This window comes from Gelidibacter salicanalis, assembly GCF_007997285.1.
Taxonomy (GTDB): domain Bacteria; phylum Bacteroidota; class Bacteroidia; order Flavobacteriales; family Flavobacteriaceae; genus Gelidibacter; species Gelidibacter salicanalis.
This window is the reverse complement of the sequence record NZ_VORX01000002.1, coordinates 57,905-78,596: the sequence shown is the minus strand read 5'-3', so window position 1 is coordinate 78,596 and position 20,692 is coordinate 57,905. Positions and strand designations below refer to the sequence as shown.

At 37.7% G+C, this 20,692-nt stretch carries 19 protein-coding genes; 8 read left to right on the top strand and 11 right to left on the bottom strand.

Translation table 11 applies throughout. The features are described from left to right. Positions 1 to 129: 129 nt before the first annotated feature. Positions 130 to 1,185, top strand: coding sequence for a glycosyltransferase (locus tag ES711_RS03585; protein ID WP_146890126.1), 1,056 nt, complete (start codon positions 130 to 132; stop codon positions 1,183 to 1,185). On the opposite strand, the gene ES711_RS03580 is transcribed toward ES711_RS03585, so the two are convergent. Continuing rightward, entirely contained in the window at positions 1,159 to 2,202 is a 1,044-nt protein-coding gene (locus ES711_RS03580) for a sensor histidine kinase (protein ID WP_146890123.1), read from the bottom strand. The genes ES711_RS03585 and ES711_RS03580 overlap by 27 nt on opposite strands. Continuing rightward, entirely contained in the window at positions 2,202 to 2,885 is a 684-nt protein-coding gene (locus tag ES711_RS03575) for a response regulator transcription factor (protein WP_146890120.1), read from the bottom strand. Before ES711_RS03575 ends, ES711_RS03580 begins: the two co-directional genes overlap by 1 nt. Positions 2,886 to 3,087: 202 nt before the next feature. Here ES711_RS03575 and ES711_RS03570 point away from each other — a divergent pair, with 202 nt between their 5' ends. Together ES711_RS03570 and ES711_RS03565 are read left to right on the top strand one after the other, a co-directional pair. Then, entirely contained in the window at positions 3,088 to 3,420 is a 333-nt protein-coding gene (locus ES711_RS03570) for a T9SS type A sorting domain-containing protein (protein WP_146890117.1), read from the top strand. Positions 3,421 to 3,496: 76 nt separating this feature from the next. Next, entirely contained in the window at positions 3,497 to 4,477 is a 981-nt protein-coding gene (locus tag ES711_RS03565; RefSeq protein WP_146890114.1) for a LuxE/PaaK family acyltransferase, read from the top strand. Positions 4,478 to 4,698: 221 nt separating this feature from the next. Here ES711_RS03565 and tyrS read toward each other — a convergent pair whose 3' ends face one another. Next, on the bottom strand, positions 4,699 to 6,009 hold the full coding sequence (gene tyrS / locus ES711_RS03560) for a tyrosine--tRNA ligase (RefSeq protein ID WP_146890111.1): 1,311 nt from the start codon (positions 6,007 to 6,009) through the stop codon (positions 4,699 to 4,701). Between the two features lie 93 nt (positions 6,010 to 6,102). Between tyrS and ES711_RS03555 the strand changes: the two genes are divergently transcribed. Next, positions 6,103 to 7,131 (top strand): NAD-dependent epimerase/dehydratase family protein, encoded by a 1,029-nt coding sequence (locus tag ES711_RS03555; protein WP_146890108.1) that lies wholly within the window; start codon positions 6,103 to 6,105, stop codon positions 7,129 to 7,131. Here the strand turns inward: ES711_RS03555 and ES711_RS03550 are convergent. The 3 genes from ES711_RS03550 to ES711_RS03540 form a co-directional block, all read right to left on the bottom strand. Beyond that, positions 7,128 to 7,556 (bottom strand): DUF4296 domain-containing protein, encoded by a 429-nt coding sequence (locus ES711_RS03550; RefSeq protein ID WP_146890105.1) that lies wholly within the window; start codon positions 7,554 to 7,556, stop codon positions 7,128 to 7,130. The two genes, ES711_RS03555 and ES711_RS03550, sit on opposite strands and share 4 nt — an antisense overlap. Further along, the gene (locus ES711_RS03545) at positions 7,553 to 8,899 is read right to left on the bottom strand and encodes a dihydroorotase (RefSeq protein WP_146890102.1); all 1,347 of its coding nucleotides are present in this window, start codon (positions 8,897 to 8,899) and stop codon (positions 7,553 to 7,555) included. The genes ES711_RS03550 and ES711_RS03545 overlap by 4 nt, the downstream gene beginning before the upstream one ends. A 91-nt stretch (positions 8,900 to 8,990) precedes the next feature. Continuing rightward, complete coding sequence (locus ES711_RS03540) at positions 8,991 to 9,713, bottom strand: polyprenol monophosphomannose synthase (protein WP_146890099.1); 723 nt, start codon at positions 9,711 to 9,713, stop codon at positions 8,991 to 8,993. 88 nt (positions 9,714 to 9,801) lie between these two features. Between ES711_RS03540 and ES711_RS03535 the strand changes: the two genes are divergently transcribed. Both ES711_RS03535 and ES711_RS03530 read left to right on the top strand, forming a co-directional pair. Next, the gene (locus ES711_RS03535) at positions 9,802 to 10,455 is read left to right on the top strand and encodes a DUF4271 domain-containing protein (RefSeq protein WP_146890096.1); all 654 of its coding nucleotides are present in this window, start codon (positions 9,802 to 9,804) and stop codon (positions 10,453 to 10,455) included. A gap of 15 nt (positions 10,456 to 10,470) precedes the next feature. Further along, positions 10,471 to 11,220, top strand: a complete 750-nt coding sequence (locus ES711_RS03530) for a uroporphyrinogen-III synthase (protein WP_146890093.1) — start codon at positions 10,471 to 10,473, stop codon at positions 11,218 to 11,220. Positions 11,221 to 11,524: 304 nt separating this feature from the next. On the opposite strand, the gene pckA is transcribed toward ES711_RS03530, so the two are convergent. Next, positions 11,525 to 13,141 (bottom strand): phosphoenolpyruvate carboxykinase (ATP), encoded by a 1,617-nt coding sequence (pckA, locus tag ES711_RS03525; protein WP_146890091.1) that lies wholly within the window; start codon positions 13,139 to 13,141, stop codon positions 11,525 to 11,527. 61 nt (positions 13,142 to 13,202) lie between these two features. After that, the gene (locus ES711_RS03520; protein ID WP_146890088.1) at positions 13,203 to 13,598 is read right to left on the bottom strand and encodes a DUF423 domain-containing protein; all 396 of its coding nucleotides are present in this window, start codon (positions 13,596 to 13,598) and stop codon (positions 13,203 to 13,205) included. A gap of 84 nt (positions 13,599 to 13,682) precedes the next feature. On the opposite strand from ES711_RS03520, the gene ES711_RS03515 reads away from it, so the two are divergent. Continuing rightward, positions 13,683 to 15,047 carry a saccharopine dehydrogenase family protein gene (locus tag ES711_RS03515; protein ID WP_146890085.1) on the top strand — a complete coding sequence of 455 codons (1,365 nt, stop codon included), beginning with the start codon at positions 13,683 to 13,685 and terminating at the stop codon, positions 15,045 to 15,047. A gap of 71 nt (positions 15,048 to 15,118) precedes the next feature. Next, the gene (locus ES711_RS03510) at positions 15,119 to 15,589 is read left to right on the top strand and encodes an Lrp/AsnC family transcriptional regulator (protein ID WP_146890082.1); all 471 of its coding nucleotides are present in this window, start codon (positions 15,119 to 15,121) and stop codon (positions 15,587 to 15,589) included. A gap of 165 nt (positions 15,590 to 15,754) precedes the next feature. Here the strand turns inward: ES711_RS03510 and ES711_RS03505 are convergent, their stop codons facing one another. From ES711_RS03505 to ES711_RS03495, 3 genes are all read right to left on the bottom strand, one after another. Further along, positions 15,755 to 16,480: a Bax inhibitor-1/YccA family protein gene (locus tag ES711_RS03505; RefSeq protein WP_146890080.1), complete on the bottom strand. Its 726-nt coding sequence runs from the start codon at positions 16,478 to 16,480 to the stop codon at positions 15,755 to 15,757. Positions 16,481 to 16,580: 100 nt separating this feature from the next. Continuing rightward, complete coding sequence (locus ES711_RS03500) at positions 16,581 to 17,288, bottom strand: zinc metallopeptidase (RefSeq protein WP_246139112.1); 708 nt, start codon at positions 17,286 to 17,288, stop codon at positions 16,581 to 16,583. 232 nt (positions 17,289 to 17,520) lie between these two features. Beyond that, complete coding sequence (locus ES711_RS03495; RefSeq protein ID WP_146890077.1) at positions 17,521 to 20,559, bottom strand: leucine--tRNA ligase; 3,039 nt, start codon at positions 20,557 to 20,559, stop codon at positions 17,521 to 17,523. Between the last annotated feature and the right edge of the window lie 133 nt (positions 20,560 to 20,692).

The following is a 20,692-nucleotide window of genomic DNA, read 5'->3' as shown; positions in this document are numbered from 1 at the left end:
GAAGACATTATATTCTTATCTTTGAATGTTATCAGAAGTTTTCAAAGGAAATTTTATTTCAGATTGCTTAAGATTCTTTGCCTTCCTGACAACTCAGTATTTCGAAAAAGATTGCCGACTTAGTAGCAGATGAAACAAAAGATATTAATTGCACCTCTCAACTGGGGATTGGGTCACGCCACACGATGCATCCCAATAATAAGGTCACTTTTAATCTGTAATTACACGCCCATACTGGCTAGCGATGGCGCCGCGTTAGCCCTTTTAAAAAAAGAATTTCCAGAATTGGAGGCCATCGAATTGCCAAGCTATAATATTACCTATACCAAAAACGGAAATTTCTTAAAGCTGAAACTCCTGTTAGATGGACCCAAAATCATAAAAGCCATCAGTGCAGAAAAACGCGCATTAGAAACGATTGTAAAAACCCATCACATTGACGGGATTATTTCTGATAACCGATTTGGGATGTATCATAAAGGATTTCCTTCGGTATTTATAACCCATCAATTGCAGGTTTTAAGCGGCACGACCACATGGCTCAGCACGAGATTACATCAGCGAATCATAAAGAAGTTTGATGCGTGTTGGGTTCCGGATTATAATGATGCGCCACAGCTCAGCGGAATTATGGGACAGGCTAAAAACGCTATTTTTAAAATCCATTACCTAGGGCCATTGAGCCGTTTTGAGAAACAAGTCATTCCATATGAATTTGATGTGATGGTGCTTTTGTCCGGACCAGAACCGCAACGTGAAATTTTAGAAACGATTTTGCTCACGGCCTTTGAAAAATATAATGGGAAAGTTCTTTTTGTGAGAGGCGTTGTAGAAAGTGAACAAACTTGCCGCACGATTAAAAATATCACGATTTACAATTACATGACGACCCCCATGCTTGAACATTCTCTCAACGTAAGCAAATTAATAGTCGCACGTTCTGGATACACCACAATCATGGATTTGGCAAAGTTGGAGAAGAAAGCCTTTTTTATTCCCACACCGGGCCAACCAGAACAGATGTATTTAGCACAACTCATGCTGCAACATAACTATGCGGCATTTTGCCGCCAAGAAGAGTTCACCTTAGATAAATTAGGAATAGTAGACCGCTACGCAGGTTTTAAAAGCAGGGATGACACAGCCAATTTTGCAGAATTATTTCGCCTTTTCGAGCGTAAATGAAAATTCACTTCCCACGCTCAATTCACTTTCAATATAAATTTTTTCATCGTGGGCCTCAATGATGTGTTTCACGATCGCTAAGCCCAAACCTGAACCACCTTCCTTGCGTGACCCGCTTTTATCTATGCGGTAAAAACGCTCAAAAAGCCGTGGAATATTAGCTTTTGCAATGCCTTCGCCATTATCTGTAACCCTCACAATCACCTTATTTTTTATTAAATTTTCGATGCTGATTTCAGTAGTCCCCTTAATCCGACCGTATTTAATGGAATTGACCACAAGATTGGTCAACACTTGGCGGATGCGTTCTTTATCGGCTTTCACCATAATGGGATCAGCATAAAACATGTCAAAAGTTAAAGTGATTTTTTTCTTTGCCGACTTCATTTCCAATAAATCAAACACACTGGCCACCAACTCTACAATATCAAAAGTTTCAATATTCAAACTTAAATCACCTACTTCCAACTTGGTAATCATATCTAAATCTTGAACGATATAAATTAAACGCTCCACACCTTTATTGGCTCTCTCTAAATATTGTTCTCGTAGTTTCTCGTTGTTCATCGCCCCATCCAACAAGGTCAATACATAACCTTGTACGGTAAATAATGGCGTTTTCAATTCGTGGGAGACATTTCCTATAAACTCCTTGCGGTATTCTTCCCGCACCTTAAGGGTTTCAATTTCGAGCTTTTTATCTTTGGCAAACTTGTCAATCTCTTGGGTTAGGGTAGCCATATCTGTAGTGATGGGTTGTCTTCTCAAAGAGGCCGACTCCAGCAGTGTCAAATCGTCATAAATTTTCTTTACGCGTCTGTAAATAAACCGTTCTACCCGGTATTGGATAATTAAAAAGGATGTGATGTAACAAAATGCCGAAAACCCTAATACAATGCCAACATGAAACACATTAGACACCAATAGCACGGCTGCGATAAGCACCGAGATGACTAGGGTGATGTAAAATGCAGTTTTAATCGCAAATTTGTAAGATTTCTTGATGACTTTTTTCATTAGTCTACAAACTTATAGCCCACCCCTTTAACAGTTTTAAAGCAGTCGTCGCCAATTTTCTCTCGGAGCTTTCGGATGTGCACATCAATGGTGCGTCCACCCACCACGACTTCATTCCCCCAAACTTTCTCGAGGATTTCTTCGCGTTTAAATACCTTATTGGGCTTCGTTGCTAACAAAGATAACAATTCGAACTCTTTTCTGGGCAACACAATTTCCTCACCTTTATTAGTGATTTTATACTCTTCACGGTTGATAATGAGTCCGCCAATTTGTAGTATCGCTTCTGAATCTTCTTCTTCTTTCACACGTCGCAAGAGCGCTTTCACCTTACTGGTCAACACTTTTGGTTTGATTGGTTTGGTAATATAATCATCAGCACCAACATCAAAACCAGCCATCTGTGAATAATCTTCTCCTCTTGCGGTTAAAAATGTAATGATGGTATTGCTGAGTTCTGGAATCTTCCGAATCTGCTCGCAGGCCTCAATGCCATCCATTTCAGGCATCATCACATCCAAAATAATGAGATGCGGACGCTCCTTTTTAGCCTTTTTAACAGCTTGGACACCATTTTCTGCGGTAATTATTTGATACCCCTCCGTGGAGAGATTGTAACCAATAATTTCTAAAATATCTGGCTCGTCATCAACCAACAGTATTTTTATGTCCTTCTTCTTCATATGAATCATAATATTTACATGGTAAAGATAGGATTATTAACAGACAGATGAAAAAACTAGGATATTCATAACAGTATCATAACGCAGAGGATACACTCTAGACATACTGTAGACACACGAGTTTCTAATTTAAATTGTTTAATATGTTTTTGGTACGGGTTTTGTAATAATTTATTACTTTTATTAAAAACATTTCTATGTGATGAAAAACTACCTTTTTATTCTTGTTTTGACATTAAGCCTTGGATTTGGAGCAACTGTTTCAGCCCAATCGCTGCCGTCTAAAATAGTCACTTCAAATGAAATAATAGACTTGGTGATTTATCCAAATCCGGTCAGCAATGGCAAAATCTATATTACCACAAAGCAAAACTTGAGCAAACTGGTGGAAATTTATGATGTTTTAGGCAAAAAGATAGTCTCCAATACACTGTTTGGCAAGGAACTGAATATTTCCAGACTCACTCCAGGCATTTACATTTTAAAAATTCAGGAAGGCACTAACTCTGCTACACGAAAATTAGTGGTGCGTTAAGCATTCCTACCGATAATATTGGAAAAGCGTTACTTTATTTAAGTAGCGCTTTTTTTATTTTCTATATTTTTGCAGCATGATTAGGATGGAGACCATTTTTAATATTCAAACACCCGCTGAGTTTGATTCCGCATGTCTGGAAGTGTTCAGATATCAGTTTGAAAACAATCGAGTATACCGATCGTTTTGTGATTTGCTCTATAAACACCCAAGTGAGGTGACCACACTGGAGGATATTCCATTTTTGCCCATACAATTCTTTAAATCTCACGATGTCTTGAGCAGCGTGGCTCCAATTGAACGGATTTTTACAAGCTCAGGAACCACAGGAACCTTAACTAGTAAACATCAGGTTACTAACCTCTCCGTATACGAAGAGAGTTTCAGGCGCGCTTTTTCCCATTTTTATGGACCAATAGAAGACTACGTGGTGTTAGCCCTGTTGCCTTCCTATTTGGAACGCGAAGGTTCATCCCTAATTTATATGGTTGATGACATGATAAAACAGTCGCAACATCCAGAAAGCGGATTTTATCTTGACAATTTAGCAGAATTAAAAGACGTCTTGATTTCCTTAGATACACAAGGACAGAAAGTATTGCTTATTGGCGTTTCATTCGCCCTTTTAGATCTTGTGGAGGCCTATCAATTTCAACTCAAAAACACCATTGTAATGGAAACCGGAGGTATGAAAGGACGCCGGAAAGAATTGGTAAGAGCCGAGCTCCACGCTATTTTACAACAAGGATTTGGCGTATCCGCCATCCATAGTGAATATGGGATGACAGAATTGCTGAGCCAAGCCTATTCTAAAGGTCACGGCGTTTTTGAATGCCCGAAATGGATGGGCATCATCACCAGAGACCCGGAAGATGCATTGACCATTCTCCCAAAAAACAAGACCGGTGGCATAAACGTCATTGATTTGGCAAATATCAATGCTTGCGCCTTCATCGCCACACAAGATTTAGGCAAAGTATTACCTGATAATCAATTTGAGATTATTGGACGCTTCGATAATTCGGACATTAGAGGATGTAACCTTATGGTATTATAAATGTATGTTAAAGTCTGTAATGCTATTGAAGTACAGACGACTAAATCAATACTTAAAAAAACTGACGTTCTGGGAAACCAGAAAAAGTATTCTATAATTGAAGAAGAAAAGTTTTTAAGTTGATTGGTTGGTTTTTTTAACGCCTGTTCGAAGTTTACTTCGACAGGCGTTTTTTATTGGAAGCTTTTTAAAATCGATTTGAATGCGCTAGCTGATTGTAATTAAGCCGTTACTTTAATAATGTAAGTGTTTTTTTTGCCCTTATTTAAAATGATGTATTTACCATTTATAAGATCGTCAGCAGATAGAATATGGTCTTCTCCCACTTTTTCCTTATTCACTGAAATTGAATTCTCCTTTAACGCACGACGGGCTTCACCATTAGAATTTAGGAAATTGGTTTTGGCAGCAAGCGCCGCAATCATGTCAACTCCTTCTTCAAATTCTGACTTAGAAATTTCAGCAAGTGGCACCCCTTCAAAAACCTCTAGAAACATGGTTTCGTTTAAGGTCTTTATATCTTGCTTAAAACTGCTACTAAATAAAATATTAGAGGCGCGTTCAGCATTTTCAAAATCGTCTTTTGAGTGCACAAACGTGGTCACTTCTTCAGCTAAACGCTTTTGTAAATTACGTAAGTGTGGTGCATCTTGATGCTCAGCAATTAAGGTCTCAATTGCCTCCTTATCTAAAAATGTAAATATCTTAATGTATTTTTCAGCATCTTCATCACTTGTATTCAACCAAAACTGGTAGAATTTATACACTGATGTTTTATCTGGATCTAACCAAATATTGCCACCTTCACTTTTTCCGAATTTTGAACCATCAGCCTTTGTAATTAACGGGCAGGTCATAGCATAAGCTTTTGCTTCTTCACCAACATTCATACGTCTTACTAATTCAGTTCCGGTGGTGATGTTTCCCCATTGGTCACTGCCACCCATTTGTAAGATGACATTTTCATGTTTGTATAAATGGTAAAAATCGTAACCTTGAATCAGTTGATAAGTAAATTCTGTAAAAGACATCCCAACACTCCCTTCTTCTCCTGAAAACCGTTTCTTTACGGAGTCTTTAGACATCATGTAGTTAACGGTAATGCGTTTACCAACATCTCTGGCGAAATCTATGAAAGAGAAATTTTTCATCCAATCATAATTATTCACCAACCGTGGTGCATTCTTTTCGGTAGAATCAAAATTTAAGAATCGGGACAATACTGATTTAATTCCTGCAACATTTTTAGCCAATGCTACTTCATCAAGCAAATTACGTTCATCGCTCTTACCAGAAGGATCACCAATCATTCCTGTAGCACCACCAACGAGCGCATACGGTTTATGACCCGCTTTTTCTAAATGAACTAACAGAATAATAGGAACTAAACTCCCAATATGCAAAGAATCTGAAGTAGGATCAAACCCAATATAAGCACTTGTCATCCCTTTACTAAGTTGTTCTTCGGTTCCGGGCATAATATCGTGGACCATTCCTCTCCAACGTAAATCTTCTACAAATGCATTTGTCATGTGTTCTTTTTATTAATTTTTAATCTAGGCTGCAAAGATAAACATCACTAGAGAATTAGGAATTATTATGTAATAATTCTTTAATTTAGTCACATGATATTAGTTACAGGAGGTACAGGTTTAGTGGGTTCACATTTGCTTTTTAAATTACTGGAAACCAATGCCACTGTAAAAGCGATTTACAGAAGGGAAGAGAAATTAGCCCTGGTAAAAAAAGTATTTTCATATTACACTGATGATGTTGCATCGTATTACCAAAGGATTGATTGGATTGAAGCGGACATCACTGACGTTCCGGCTTTAGAAGAGGCTTTTAAAAATGTGGATTATGTATACCACTGTGCCGCATTTGTAAGTTTTGAACCTGACAAATATCCTCAACTCCGCAAAATTAATATTATAGGCACTGCAAATGTGGTGAACCTTTGTATTTCTCACCAGATTAAAAAACTGTGTTACGTTAGCTCCATTGCTACCATTGGCCACCATCAAAATTCGGAACAACTAATTACTGAAGAAACGCATTGGAATCAGGATGATGATAACAGCATTTATGCCATCACAAAATATGGTGCTGAAATTGAAGTTTGGCGGGGCACCCAAGAAGGTGTTGATGCCGTAATCTTAAACCCCGGAATCATTATAGGACCAGGTTTTTGGAAAAGCGGCGGCAGCAGTAGCCTTATAAACAAGGTATATAAAGGCATGCCCTATTTTACGACCGGCGTCACTGGTTATGTAGATGTGGATGATGTGGTAAAAGCGATGCTGTTGCTGATGGAGAGCAACATAAAAAATGAGAGGTTTATTATCATTTCAGAAAACTTATCATTTAAAGCATTCCTGCAGCAAACGGCATTGGCACTGAATGTGAAACCGCCGTCAAAAAAGGCTACAAATACCATGCTGGCAGTAGGTTGGCGATTGGATTGGCTGCACCGTTTGTTTACCGGAAGACGCCGTAGACTGTCCAAACATATGACTAAAAGTGCACGGAATATTACGAGATATGATGCTTCAAAATTGAAAAACGCTCTGGGTTTTGAGTTTAAGCCTATGGAAATATCTATTAAAGAAACCGCAATGCGCTATTTGGACGATTTGAATAAACCGACTTCTTAAGGTAAAGTCGGCTCTTTAACCTTAAGTGTATCCTTGGCTTTCTTATTCGCCAGATTAATCGAATCTTTGGTTTTCTGTTCAGCCAGGTTCATTGTTTCGTAAAGATCTTTATGTTTCTCTAAATTCTTTTTGACTTTCTCTATAATAGCGGAATAAGCTTTAGAATCATAGGCGTAGAAAGTGTTACTTTCTGCAAATTGCAAACTATCTATACTGTATTTTTTGTAAAGGTACTCTAGGGGCATAATGCCGTTAGCTTCTAATATTTTTCGATTGATTCCCTTGGCAGCATTCAACATATACAAGTCATACATGATTTCTGACATTTTATCCTTGCTGATTAAATTCTTAGGTTTTTTGGGCTTATCAATCCCACTACATCCCAAAACCATGACCAAAATTAAACTGTAGAAAAGGTGTTTCATCTTTTAAAAGTTAAGCGTTTCCCAGCTTTAATATTCATAAACTTGAAATTTTTATAGACTAGGGAACCATTTACAAAGGTGTGGGTAATTCTCGATTTAAAAAGCATATTTTCAAAAGGAGACCAGCCACATTTGTATAGAATGTTATCCTTTTTAACCGTCCAAGGGTTGTTGATATCTACAATGGCCAAATCAGCATAATACCCTTTTTTTATATAGCCTCTTTTTTCTACTTGAAAGAGCATGGCGGGGTTATGACACATTTTTTCCGCAATTTTCTCTAAGCTGATTTTTCCTTGATGATACGCTTCAATCATAGCCACTAAAGCATGTTGCACCAAAGGCCCACCAGAAGGAGCTTCCGTGTAAATGTTTTTCTTTTCTTCTAAGGTATGTGGCGCGTGATCCGTAGCTACCACATCAATACGACCATCTAACAAAGCTTTCCACAAGGCGTCACGATCTTTAGTCGTTTTTACTGCAGGATTCCATTTGATCAAAGTTCCCTTTTTCTTGTAATCTTCATCGCTGAACCATAGATGGTGAATACAAACTTCCGCAGTGATTTTTTTGTCCTTTAAAGGGATTTTATTACTAAACAGTTTCGTCTCCTTAGCGGTGGACACATGAAATATATGTAAACGAGCGCCAGTTTTCTTAGCTAATTCAATGGCTTTAGACGATGAAATGTAGCAAGCTTCAGCGCTTCTAATATCCGGATGGCATTCCATAGGAATATCATTTCCGTATTTTTCAATATGTGCTTCAAGGTTCTTTTTAATGGTGGCTTCATCTTCACAATGCACAGAGATTAACAAATCTGTACTTCTAAAAATCTTTTCCAAAACTTCTGTATTATCCACCAACATATCTCCAGTTGATGAGCCTAAGAATAATTTAAGACCGGCCACATTTTTAGAATCCACTTTTAAGACTTCGTCCAGGTTGGTGTTGGTGCCTCCAAACATAAAGGAATAGTTGGCGTAAGACGACTCTGCAGCAATAGCAAATTTTTCGTCCAACTTTTCAATAGTTGTGGTTTGCGGTACCGTATTGGGCATTTCAATAAACGAAGTGATGCCTCCTGCCACAGCGGCTCTCGATTCAGATTCGATAGTTGCTTTGTGCGTCAAACCTGGTTCTCTAAAATGCACTTGATCATCAATAACCCCAGGAAACACATAATTACCTTCTACATCTATCACTACAACATCGGCCGTTTTAGCGCTGATGGATGTGTCTATTTCTTTTATAAATTCGCCTTCAATTAAAATATCGCCTTCAAAGATGTGTCCTTCATTAACAATTTTAGCATTTTTAATAAGTACCGTTCTTGCTTTCATGTGTTTATTTCTATTGTTTTTTAACGGACACATGGTGTTCGCAATTAATCATTCCCTTGGGTGGTGAATTTTTTAGCATGCTCGTTTCATATTACTTGCCAAATAGGCTTTTAAATTTCATGTTTATAACTCCAAAAATGGCTTCTGAGATAATCCCACTGCTCATTTTCGATTTTCCTTTTGCCCGATCTGTGAAAATTACGGGAATTTCTACAATGTTGAACCCTTTTAAATGCGCCTTAAATTTCATTTCAATTTGAAACGCGTAGCCCACAAATTTTATGGCATCCAAATCAATGGTCTGCAACACTTTATTTTTATAACATACAAACCCCGCTGTAGTGTCCTGAATGTCCATTTGGGTAATAAATCGGACATACTTGGAGGCAAAATAAGACAACAGAATCCGGTTCATGGGCCAATTGACCACATTCACCCCTGTAATGTATCGCGAACCAATTGCAACATCAGCCCCATCTGTGGCACAGGCCTTATAAAGTTTAACTAAATCGTCTGGATTATGGGAAAAGTCAGCGTCCATCTCAAAAATATACGCATAATCTTTGGCCAAACACCATTTAAATCCGTCAATATAGGCCGTCCCTAAACCAGTCTTAGTCTTCCGTTTTAGCAAAAATAAACGGTCTGGGAATTCCTTTTGTAAAGATTCTACTTTTTCTGCGGTTAAATCGGGCGAATTGTCATCTACCACAAGCACATCAAAGGCTTTATCTTGCGCAAAAACCGCAATGATAATGGCTTCAATGTTTTCAATTTCATTGTATGTTGGAATGATGACAACAGCGTCTTTCATCAGAGAAAAATTTTAGCAAAAGTAAGTTTTTTTAAAAGATTAATTTTATTGAAATGAACAGATAAAATATTCTTTATAATTTAGCGGCATGCTAAGAGAGGTCATATCTTACGAATGGTTTACCATTTTTTTGGTTTTGGGATTGATTTTCATCACCATTGCCAAGGTCACCTTCACCAATCGGTTTATAGATTTCCTCGGTGTATTTGGGAATTCAAAATATTTAAAGATTTATACCAAGGAACAAAAATTTATTGATGTTTTTGACGGGCTCCTATTTTTAAATCTGGTAATTTCAATTTCAGTATTTTCCTACCTTTCTTACCTCACTTTGGAAGCTACGAAAACCTTTGAGTTGGCGGTGTTTTTGAAGTTTATTTTTGGTGTTGGCACCCTTTCGCTCATCAAAATTTTAATAGAACGACTTATAGGAAGTGTGTTTGAAATTGACAAAATAATTGATGCTTACCTCTTTCAAAAAATCAGTTATAAAAACTTTGCAGGATTGATCCTGCTCCCCATTAATGCGTTGTTATTGTACACATTGCAGCCGTCAAAAATCTTAATTATTGCAGTTATTTTGCTTCTTATTGTGATCTCTGTAGTAGGGTTCATCACGTCTTTTAAAAATCATCAAAAGACTGTGATTAACAACATATTCTATTTTATTTTGTATCTTTGCACACTTGAAATTGGGCCTTATCTGATTTTGTATAAAATAATTGTAGAATATAAAGCTTAAAACCATCCCAAGCCTATGAAAGTGAAAACAATTTTAGTGTCACAACCTGAACCTAAAATCGAAAATTCGCCTTACTTCGATCTCCAAGAAAAGCAAAAAGTAAAGATTGACTTTCGCCCATTTATTCATGTAGAAGGTGTTGCCGCCAAAGACGTCAGACACCAAAAAGTAGATTTAACACAATATACTGCCATTATTTTAACCAGCAGAAATTCTGTGGATCATTTTTTTAGAGTGGCAGACGAAATGCGCTTTAAAGTACCAGATACTTTAAAATATTTTTGTCAGAGTGAAGCGGTCGCTTTCTATCTGCAAAAATACGTTGTCTATAGAAAACGAAAGATTTATGTTGGAAAACGTAATTTTGAAGACCTTTCCCCTTTAATTAAAAAATATAAAGACGAAAGCTTTCTGCTACCGACGACTGACAAATTAAAAGATGAAGTTCCGGCTACCCTTAATGCTTTAAATATTAAGTGGAAGGAAGGTGTTTTTTATAAGACCGTCATTAGTGATCTTTCTGATTTAGCGGATGTATATTACGATATTTTAGTATTCTTTAGTCCATCAGGAATTGAATCATTGTTTCATAATTTTCCAGATTTTAAGCAAAACGACACCCGTATTGCTGTTTTTGGGAATACAACGGCCAAGGCGGTTGAAGAACACGGCTTACGTGTTGACATCTTAGCGCCTACACCTGAAACGCCATCCATGACTATGGCTTTGGAGAAATATATTGAGAAAGTAAATAAAGGCAAATAAATCTTAAATTTTTTAAAACATAAAAAAGGCGATTCAGTAAATTGAATCGCCTTTTTCTATATAACTAAACAGTTTTGTCCAATAAAGAATCTAGATCGCTGCGCTGTTAGAATAAAGAATAAAGACTCGCTTGCAACGAACTGACAAACTACGATCATTTAAATTCAAATGATCCAATCACTCTTGGTAGAAAAAGATTTTAAAAAGTAAAATATCATTTCGAATCTACTAATGTCTCTTGATCTAAAGGAGCTTGTTAATTAATATATATTTACCGCACACTAATGATACCTAAACTAAGTTTTTAAAACGCGTAACGTTGTGGGCCACCTCTTCTAATTTCTTCACTCGCAAAACTTTCAAATTTCTTAAAGTTTTCTCGGAACGAATTCGCTAGTTTAAAAGCTGTAGTATAGTAAGCCTGATCATCATTCCATGTTGTTCTTGGACTCAAGACTTCTGTTGGAACGCCCGGACAGGATCTTGGTTGTGCTACTCCAAACACGGAATGGATATGATAATCTTCATACGTATAATCTTTTAAATCACCGTTTAATACCGCATTGATCATTGCTCGGGTATATTTCAATTTCATACGTGTCCCTACACCGTAAGGCCCACCAGTCCAACCGGTATTTACTAACCAAACATTAACACCTGTATCCTGTATTTTACTACTCAACATTTCAGCATATTTTGCTGGATGTAATGGCATAAATGGCGCGCCAAAACACGCTGAGAAATTTGGTGTAGGTTCAACAACTCCAGCTTCCGTACCCGCAACTTTAGCAGTATAGCCAGAAATAAAATGGTAGGCTGCCTGACTTGGAGTCAATTTAGAAATTGGAGGCAAAACACCAAAAGCATCTGCTGTTAAAAAGAAAATATTTTTAGGATTGTCGCCAATGGATGGCATAACGGTATTCTCAATATGATCTAACGGGTAACTGACACGGGTGTTTTGGGTGATAGAAACATCGTCAAAATCAACTTTTCCGTCTGCATGCAAGATAACGTTCTCTAAAATTGCACCTTTTTTGATGGCTTTAAAAATATCTGGTTCGTTCTCTTCACAAAGGTTGATGACTTTAGCATAACAGCCTCCTTCAAAATTAAAGACCGTGTTTTCTTTTGTCCAGCCATGTTCATCGTCTCCAATAAGACGTCTGCCTGGATCTGCAGATAAGGTGGTTTTTCCTGTACCCGATAATCCGAAGAAAATAGCTGTATCATCATCTTTACCAATATTCGCACTGCAGTGCATTGGCAAGGTGTTTTTAAATACAGGCAAAATAAAATTTAACGCAGAAAAAATTCCTTTTTTAATTTCGCCTGTATAACCGGTACCGCCGATTAAGGCTATTTTTCTGGTAAAATCAAGGATTGCAAAGTTGTGTTGGCGTGTTTTATCCACTTTAGGATCAGCCATAAATCCAGGAGCATTGACAATAGTCCACTCTGGTGTAAAGTTTTCCAACTCTTTTTCGGTTGGACGTAAAAACATATTATATGCAAACTGGTTACTCCAAGCATATTCTGTAATTACCCTAATATTTAATTTGTAATTTTCGTCCGCGCAAGCGTAACTATCCCTTACAAAAAGCTCTTTCCCTGACAGATACTCCGTCACCTTATCGTACAATTTCTGAAAGTCGTCCGGATCAAATGCAATATTTACATTTCCCCACCATACACGGTCTTTAGTAACCTCATCCTTTACAATAAATCGATCCTGAGGCGACCGTCCTGTAAATTCTCCGGTGTTGACTGCCAACGCGCCAGAAGAGGCTTCAACGCCATGCCCTTTGGCAATAGCAATGTCATGAAGACGATCTGGATGTAATTGGTAATGTACTTCGGCATTTTTAATACCGTAATCATCTAACGAAATCGATTTCGTAGTTTGGGTGTTATTGGCCATAATAATATTGTGTTGTTTGTGGCTACAAAATTAGCAATTATTTTAAAGTATGCACTTCTTTTTAAGAATTATAACGTTTTTCCTTAAAAAATCCTACCATCATTATTACCCAAGCCGTCAGCAATAATAAACCACCTAATGGGGTAATAAATCCAATGCTTTTAAAGTTGATATTTGTAACATCCATCGTCGCCAGGCCATAGATAGATCCAGAGAAAAACAATACGCCCACTACAACCAGATAATAAATTATGGTTTTAGATTTCGCTTTTATAAGCGTAGTAGAACCAACAAATAACAATAATAAAGCATGGTACATTTGGTAGCGCACTCCCGTTTCAAAAGTTTGTTGCGCCTCAACTGAAATCAATTGCTTTAAACCGTGTGCCCCAAAGGCGCCCAGTGCTATGGCAATGATCCCCAAAGCAGCAGCTGTTATTAAAATTGTTCTGTTCATATAATTAAATTATGCCTTCAATAACCAAGAGTTATTTAGTAAATTCGTAGTTAATAAACACAAAACTACTCAAGAATTCCCATTATGCGAAAAATTTTAGTCATAGGTTCAGGAAAATCTTCTTCATACCTCATCAAATATTTATTAGAAAAATCAGAATCTGAAAATCTACATATTATAATAGGAGACATCAATCTCCAAAATGCAAACAAACTCATCAATAATCACGAGCATGCCCATGCCATTAACTTAGATGTTTTTGATAAGCAATCCCGACAGAGTGCTATTGAAAATGCCGACATTGTAATATCTATGCTGCCGGCAAGATATCACATTGAAGTGGCTAAAGATTGTATTACGTACGGCAAAAATATGGTTACCGCTTCTTACGTCAGCAAGGAAATGGAAGACCTTGACCAAGCGGCTAAAAATAAAGGCTTGGTGTTTATGAATGAAATTGGGGTAGATCCTGGTATTGATCATATGAGCGCCATGAAGGTTATTGATAGTATTAGGGCTAAAGGCGGAAAAATGGTATTATTTGAATCATTTGCGGGTGGATTGGTTGCGCCAGAAAGCGATAATAATCTATGGAACTATAAATTTACTTGGAACCCGCGAAATGTGGTGGTTGCCGGACAAGGAAGTGCTGCAAAATTTATTCAAGAAGGCAATTATAAATACATTCCTTACCACCGCTTGTTTAGAAGAACTGAATTTTTAGACGTTGATGGCTACGGCCGATTTGAGGCGTATGCCAATAGAGATTCGTTAAAGTACCAAAGTGTTTATGGATTAGACCACATAAAAACCTTATACAGAGGCACCATGCGACGCGTTGGTTTTAGTAGAGCATGGAATGTTTTTGTGCAATTAGGCATGACTGATGATAGTTACACGATAGATGATAGTGAAAACATGAGCTACCGTGACTTTGTAAATGCATTTTTACCATATAGCACTACAGATTCCGTAGAATTGAAATTTAGATTGTCCCTTAAAATTGATCAAGATGATATTATTTGGGAAAAATTTGAAGAGTTGGACATTTTTAATCGCAACAAAATGGTGGGCCTTAAAAAAGCTACTCCTGCCGAAATCCTGCAAAAAATATTAATGGACAGCTGGATGCTTCATGATCATGATAAGGACATGTTGGTTATGTACCACAAGTTTGGCTACGAATTAGAAGGCAAGATGCATCAAATTGATTCCACTATGGTAGCCTTAGGCGAAGATATGACCTATACCGCAATGGCTAAGACCGTGGGATTGCCGGTTGCTATGGCCACCTTGGCGATCTTAAATGGAAAGATTGTCACTCCTGGTGTCCAAATCCCAATCACCAAAGAAGTTTATGGTCCGATCCTTTCAGAATTGGAAGCATTCGACATCAAGTTTACTGAAAAAGAAGTCCCATATTTGGGTTACAATCCATTAAATGTTTAGGGTCCAAAAATTGCGATTGCAACCTCCCATTAATTAAGTAAATAAATTCCCGTCAGTGGGGAATAATCGACATGAAAATAGTCAATCAAAACATACAAATTGACGGGATTGATAAAAAGATCCTTCGGGCCTTAATGGAAGATGCGCGAACACCCATTTTGGAAATAGCGCGAAGCGTGGGGATTTCTGGTGCCGCTATTCATCAACGCCTGAGAAAATTGGAAAAATCTGGATTGATCTCAGGATCAAAATTCGTGATCAATCCAAAGGTATTAGGTTATACTACCATGGCTTTTGTTGGTATATACCTAGATAAGGCCATGAGCAATCCTGAAGCGGTAAAACAATTACAAAAAATTCCGGAAGTTTTAGAATGCCATTACACTACCGGAAATTGGAGTATTCTAATTAAAATTCTATGTAAAGACAATGAACATCTAATGCATTTGCTCAATAAGGAAATTCAATCTATTGCAGGTGTCTCAAGAACAGAAACGTTTATTTCCTTAAATCAGCAAATTGACCGACAGATTCAGATATAGTAACTTCTATAAATGAAAAGAAGCCGTCTCAAAACTAATTGAAACGGCTTTTTTTATATTCATGTCTCGGACAGCTGTTCGAGAATAGTTCTCAAATATTCAACTCTCAGATAGGTTGCACAACTATTGAGACACATTCTTTTTTATAGACATTATATTAACAAATTAATCTCTCGACATAAAGATTTGAAGCACATACCAAAATAATAACATTAAAGATGCAAACAATCCTAATGCCGCAGGAATATAGTCGTCAGTAGAGTACTTGTTTACTAAATTGGAAGTTTGGTATAGAATCGATCCACCGGCCAGAAGACACATCCCTACTGAAAACCACAATCCGAGATTGAAACCAAATAAAATTCCCGCCACAATTAGTCCCAGGGCTATAAAGAAACCGACGGTTAATCCTGTTCTTAAAAATGAGAAATCTTTTTTAGTCACAAATACAACTGCAGATAAACCCGTAAATAACGCTAAGGTAACAATAGCGGCCTGATTTAAAATCTCCGGACCAGAGTCCATATAAAAGGCGGCAATATAAATTAAGGGCACAAAGATAAAGGCTTGCGCCAAAATATAGAGTCCGAAGGCCAAATATTGCTTATTCTTGTCCGTAGATTTCATGGTCATTCGTTCAGCATAACTGGTGATAAACATAAAACCTCCTAACATGATTAACCACTTGTAACCTTCAGTCATAGAAAGTGCAAAATTGACTACCGTCTCACTCTGCAACAATAAATATTCAAAAATGATAAAAACCAGAACACCAACTGCTACGTGTGCATAGGTCTTTTTATAGAAGGCCACCCGTTCAGCATCAGAAGTGTGCACCAATAATTTGGCATCCAAATGACTCAAATTGGTTTCAGAAGACTGTTGTTCCATAAGTTAAAAAGTTAAGTTTGTATTGAGATAAAAATAGGCAAAAAAATAAACCGAACAACAAAGTGAGTGTCCGGTTTAAATGTATAATGGTATGAAATGATTAGTCTCTGCCTCCAAAAACTTGCATTGCCCAATATAACAATGATGCTAGAGCACCAATGGCAGCAACCAAATAAGTTCTCGCAGCCCATTTAAGCGCATCTTCAGACCCTGCATACTCTTCTGGAGTCAACATGTTTTTGCCTTTTAACCAGGCCAAGGCTCTGTTACTTGCATCATACTCTACAGGTAAGGTGATAAAACTGAACAGCGTTGCGAAGCTCATAAACACCAATCCGGCAATAGCGATATAATAACCAAAACCAGCACCCGCAGCTGCACCAAGCACTAATCCACCAATGACCAACCACTGGGATAACCCAGAAGTTACACTCACCACTGGCACCAATGCCGAACGCAATTTTAAAGCGCTGTACGCTTCAGCATGCTGCACTGCGTGACCACATTCGTGGGCAGCTACAGCAGCCGCGGCCGCATTACGCTGCATATATACGGATTCACTTAAATTAACCGTTTTATTAGCTGGATTGTAATGATCCGTAAGTTGTCCTTTTACAGAGATAACCTCCACATCGGTAATGCCATTGTCAGCCAGCATTTTTTCAGCAATTTCTTTTCCGCTCATTCCATTTCTCAATTGAACTTGCGAGTATTTTTTGAATTTCTTTTTTAATTGATTGCTAACCAACCAGCTGATAAGTGCGATTGCACCAATCAAAATCCAATACCCCATGCCTATTCCTCCCATAGTATTTTTTTTTAAAATTTAAATTAAAGATAACAAAAAGTACGCCAATTTCCCTTGCGGAAATTTTGTCAGTTATTTTTTAAATATTGAGCTTATTTCAGAAAAAAAATAAAGCTATTTATTTAGATGCTTGAAAGCACTTTGGTTTCGGATTCCAACTACCTCGGCTTCCGTTTTTTATACTAAAACAGAAGCCACTCCCTCTTGAAAAAGACCAGAATTTAAAAGCTTTTTAACCTACAATATTCACGATTTTTCCAGGAATGATGATTACTTTTTTAGGAGTTCTACCCTCTAAATGTGCAATCGTTTTTTCATGGGCCATGACGGTTTTTTCGATATCCTCTTTTTGCATCTCCATGGGCAACTCTAAAGTGAATTTCATTTTTCCATTGAATGAAATGGGATAATTTTTACTGCTTTCTACCAAATGCTGAGCATCAAATTCTGGAAAAGGTGTGGTAGAAATCGAATGCTGATGTCCTAATTGATGCCATAACTCCTCCGTAATATGCGGCGCATAAGGTGATAATAACACTAAAAATGGTTCTAATATTTCCTTACTTGTGCATTTCTGAGCGATTAATTCATTTACCGCAATCATAAAGGTTGAAACAGAAGTGTTGAACGAAAAACTTTCGATGTCTTCCTCAACTTTTTTAATGGTTTTATGAAGGGTCTTAAGATTGTCTTTGGTTGGTGTAGCCTCAGTAATATTTAAGCCATCTTCGCCCATATACAATTTCCATAGTTTTTTCAGAAACCCATGTACGCCGGTAATGCCGGCAGTATTCCAAGGTTTTGCTTGTTCTAATGGCCCCAGGAACATCTCATATAACCGCAGACTATCCGCTCCATAATCGGTTACAATCTGATCTGGATTGACCACGTTATATTTAGATTTGGACATTTTTTCGACTTCGCGAGAGACTTTAAATACGTCAGATGAATCGCCATCTAAAGAAATAATTCCTCCATCATCACTAATAAAAATGGCGTTTTTATAATCTTCACCAAATTCACTGTCATTTTTTAAGCCCGGGATGTCTAATTCATTTGATGCGTTTACATATTGTACCTTCACATGAATTGGTAAAGGAATAATGGTTAAGTCTTCTAAATTATTGTTATTCGATAATCCAGCAATTTCTTTGAGTGTACTCTTTAACTTTCCTAAATAATCGATATTTGATTGAAACTCATTATTGTTAAGAGATTCTGAACTTGATATATAAATATTCTTTAATTTAAATAAAAATTCAGTTCCTGTTTCATCTATCTCAGATTCATTAATATAAATGTAGCTCAATCGATACATAAAAGCGCTCGTCCCCAAAATCATCCCCTGATTGATTAGCTTTTTAAAAGGCTCTTCAATTTTGACAAACCCTCTGTCTTTTAAGAATTTTACCCAAAAACGAGAATATAATAAATGGCCAGTAGCGTGCTCACTTCCTCCAATATATAAATCAACACTTTCCCAATAGTTTAAGGCATTTTCACTTGCAAAAACGGCATCGTTTTGAGCATCCATATATCTGAAGAAATACCAAGAACTTCCTGCCCAACCTGGCATCGTGTTCAACTCCAACGGAAAAATCGTTGTGTTGTTTACTTTAGTATTGGCAACAACAGTGTTGGTTTCTGTGCACCACGCCCAAACATCAGCGCGACCTAACGGCGGCTCCCCTGTTTCAGTGGGCAAGTATTTTTCTATTTCTGGCAAACGAATCGGCAAATGTTCTTTAGCAATCATTTGCGGCATGTCGTTAACGTAATACACTGGGAATGGTTCTCCCCAATATCGCTGACGTGAAAATACAGCACCACGTAATCGGTAGTTGGTTTTTCCTTCCCCTTGCTCTAATTTCTCAAGCGCTACAATAGCTTTCTTAGTGGCTTCTTTATACGACAATCCGTTCAAAAAATCAGAATTAGCGATGATGACGTTGTCCTTCGCGCCATAGGCTTCTTCAGAAATGTCAATGCCTTCAAAAATATTAGGTATCGGAATATTAAAATGTTTTGCAAAGTCGTAGTCTCGCTGATCACCACATGGTACTGACATAACTGCACCTGTTCCGTAGCCAGCTAACACATAATCGCCAATCCATACGGGAATTGGTTCTTTTGTAAAGGGATGCTCTGCATATGCTCCGGTAAACGCTCCTGTAATGGTTTTAACATCAGCTATCCGATCGCGTTCACTACGTTTTGCTGTAGCTTTGATATAGGCTTCTACTTCCGCTTTGTGGTCGTCCGTAGTAATTTGCGAAACCAAATCATGCTCTGGTGCCAAGGTCATAAAACTGACTCCAAAAATGGTGTCCGGTCGGGTTGTAAATACTGGAATTTGATGTAATTCCCCCTCAACGCTCGCGGTGTCATTAGGAATAACCTTAAACTTTACAGTAGCTCCCACAGATTTCCCTATCCAATTGCGTTGGCTCTCTTTTAAGGAATCTGTCCAGTCAATCTGATCTAAACCTTTTAGTAAGCGCTCCGCATAAGCAGAAATACGCATGCTCCATTGGGTCATTTTCTTTCGCATGACGGCATGACCGCCACGTTCTGAAACGCCATTGACAATTTCATCATTGGCCAAAACAGTTCCTAAAGCGGGACACCAGTTAACTTCAGTTTCCGCTAAATAGGTCAAACGGTATTTTAAAAGGATTTCTTGTTGTTCTTTTGATGAAAATGAATTCCAATCTGCCGCCGAAAACAGGCTGATAGCATCATCGCAGACCGCATTGACCTTGGCATTCCCTTCAGCAGTGAATACAGAGATTAAGGTATCAATAGATTCCGCTCTGTTAGAATCAATGTTGTACCAAGATTCAAACAGCTGAATAAAAATCCATTGGGTCCATTTATAATACGACGGATCTGAAGTTCTCACCTCTCGGCTCCAATCAAATGAAAATCCAATTTGATCGAGTTGACGACGATAGGTTTTAATATTCTCTTCAGTAGTAACTGCAGGATGCTGCCCTGTCTGAATTGCGTATTGTTCTGCTGGCAACCCAAAGCTGTCATAACCTTGCGGATGCAACACATTAAACCCTTTGTGCCGCTTGTAACGCGCATAAATATCGCTCGCAATATAGCCTAATGGGTGCCCCACATGCAAACCGGCTCCACTTGGGTACGGAAACATGTCTAGCACATAATACTTTGGAAGATCACTCGTGTTTTTGGCTTTAAAGGTTTGTTGTTTAGCCCAATGGTCTTGCCATTTCTTTTCTATCTCGTTGAAGTTGTAATTCATATGAACGCCTACAGATACAGGTATTTAATTTATTTTTCATCACTAGTGTTAACTGATTCATTTTCCGGAGAATTATAGAAAACACCTAAGTCTCTAAAATTGATTGCAATTATGCATTGACCGTAAAGTTTAC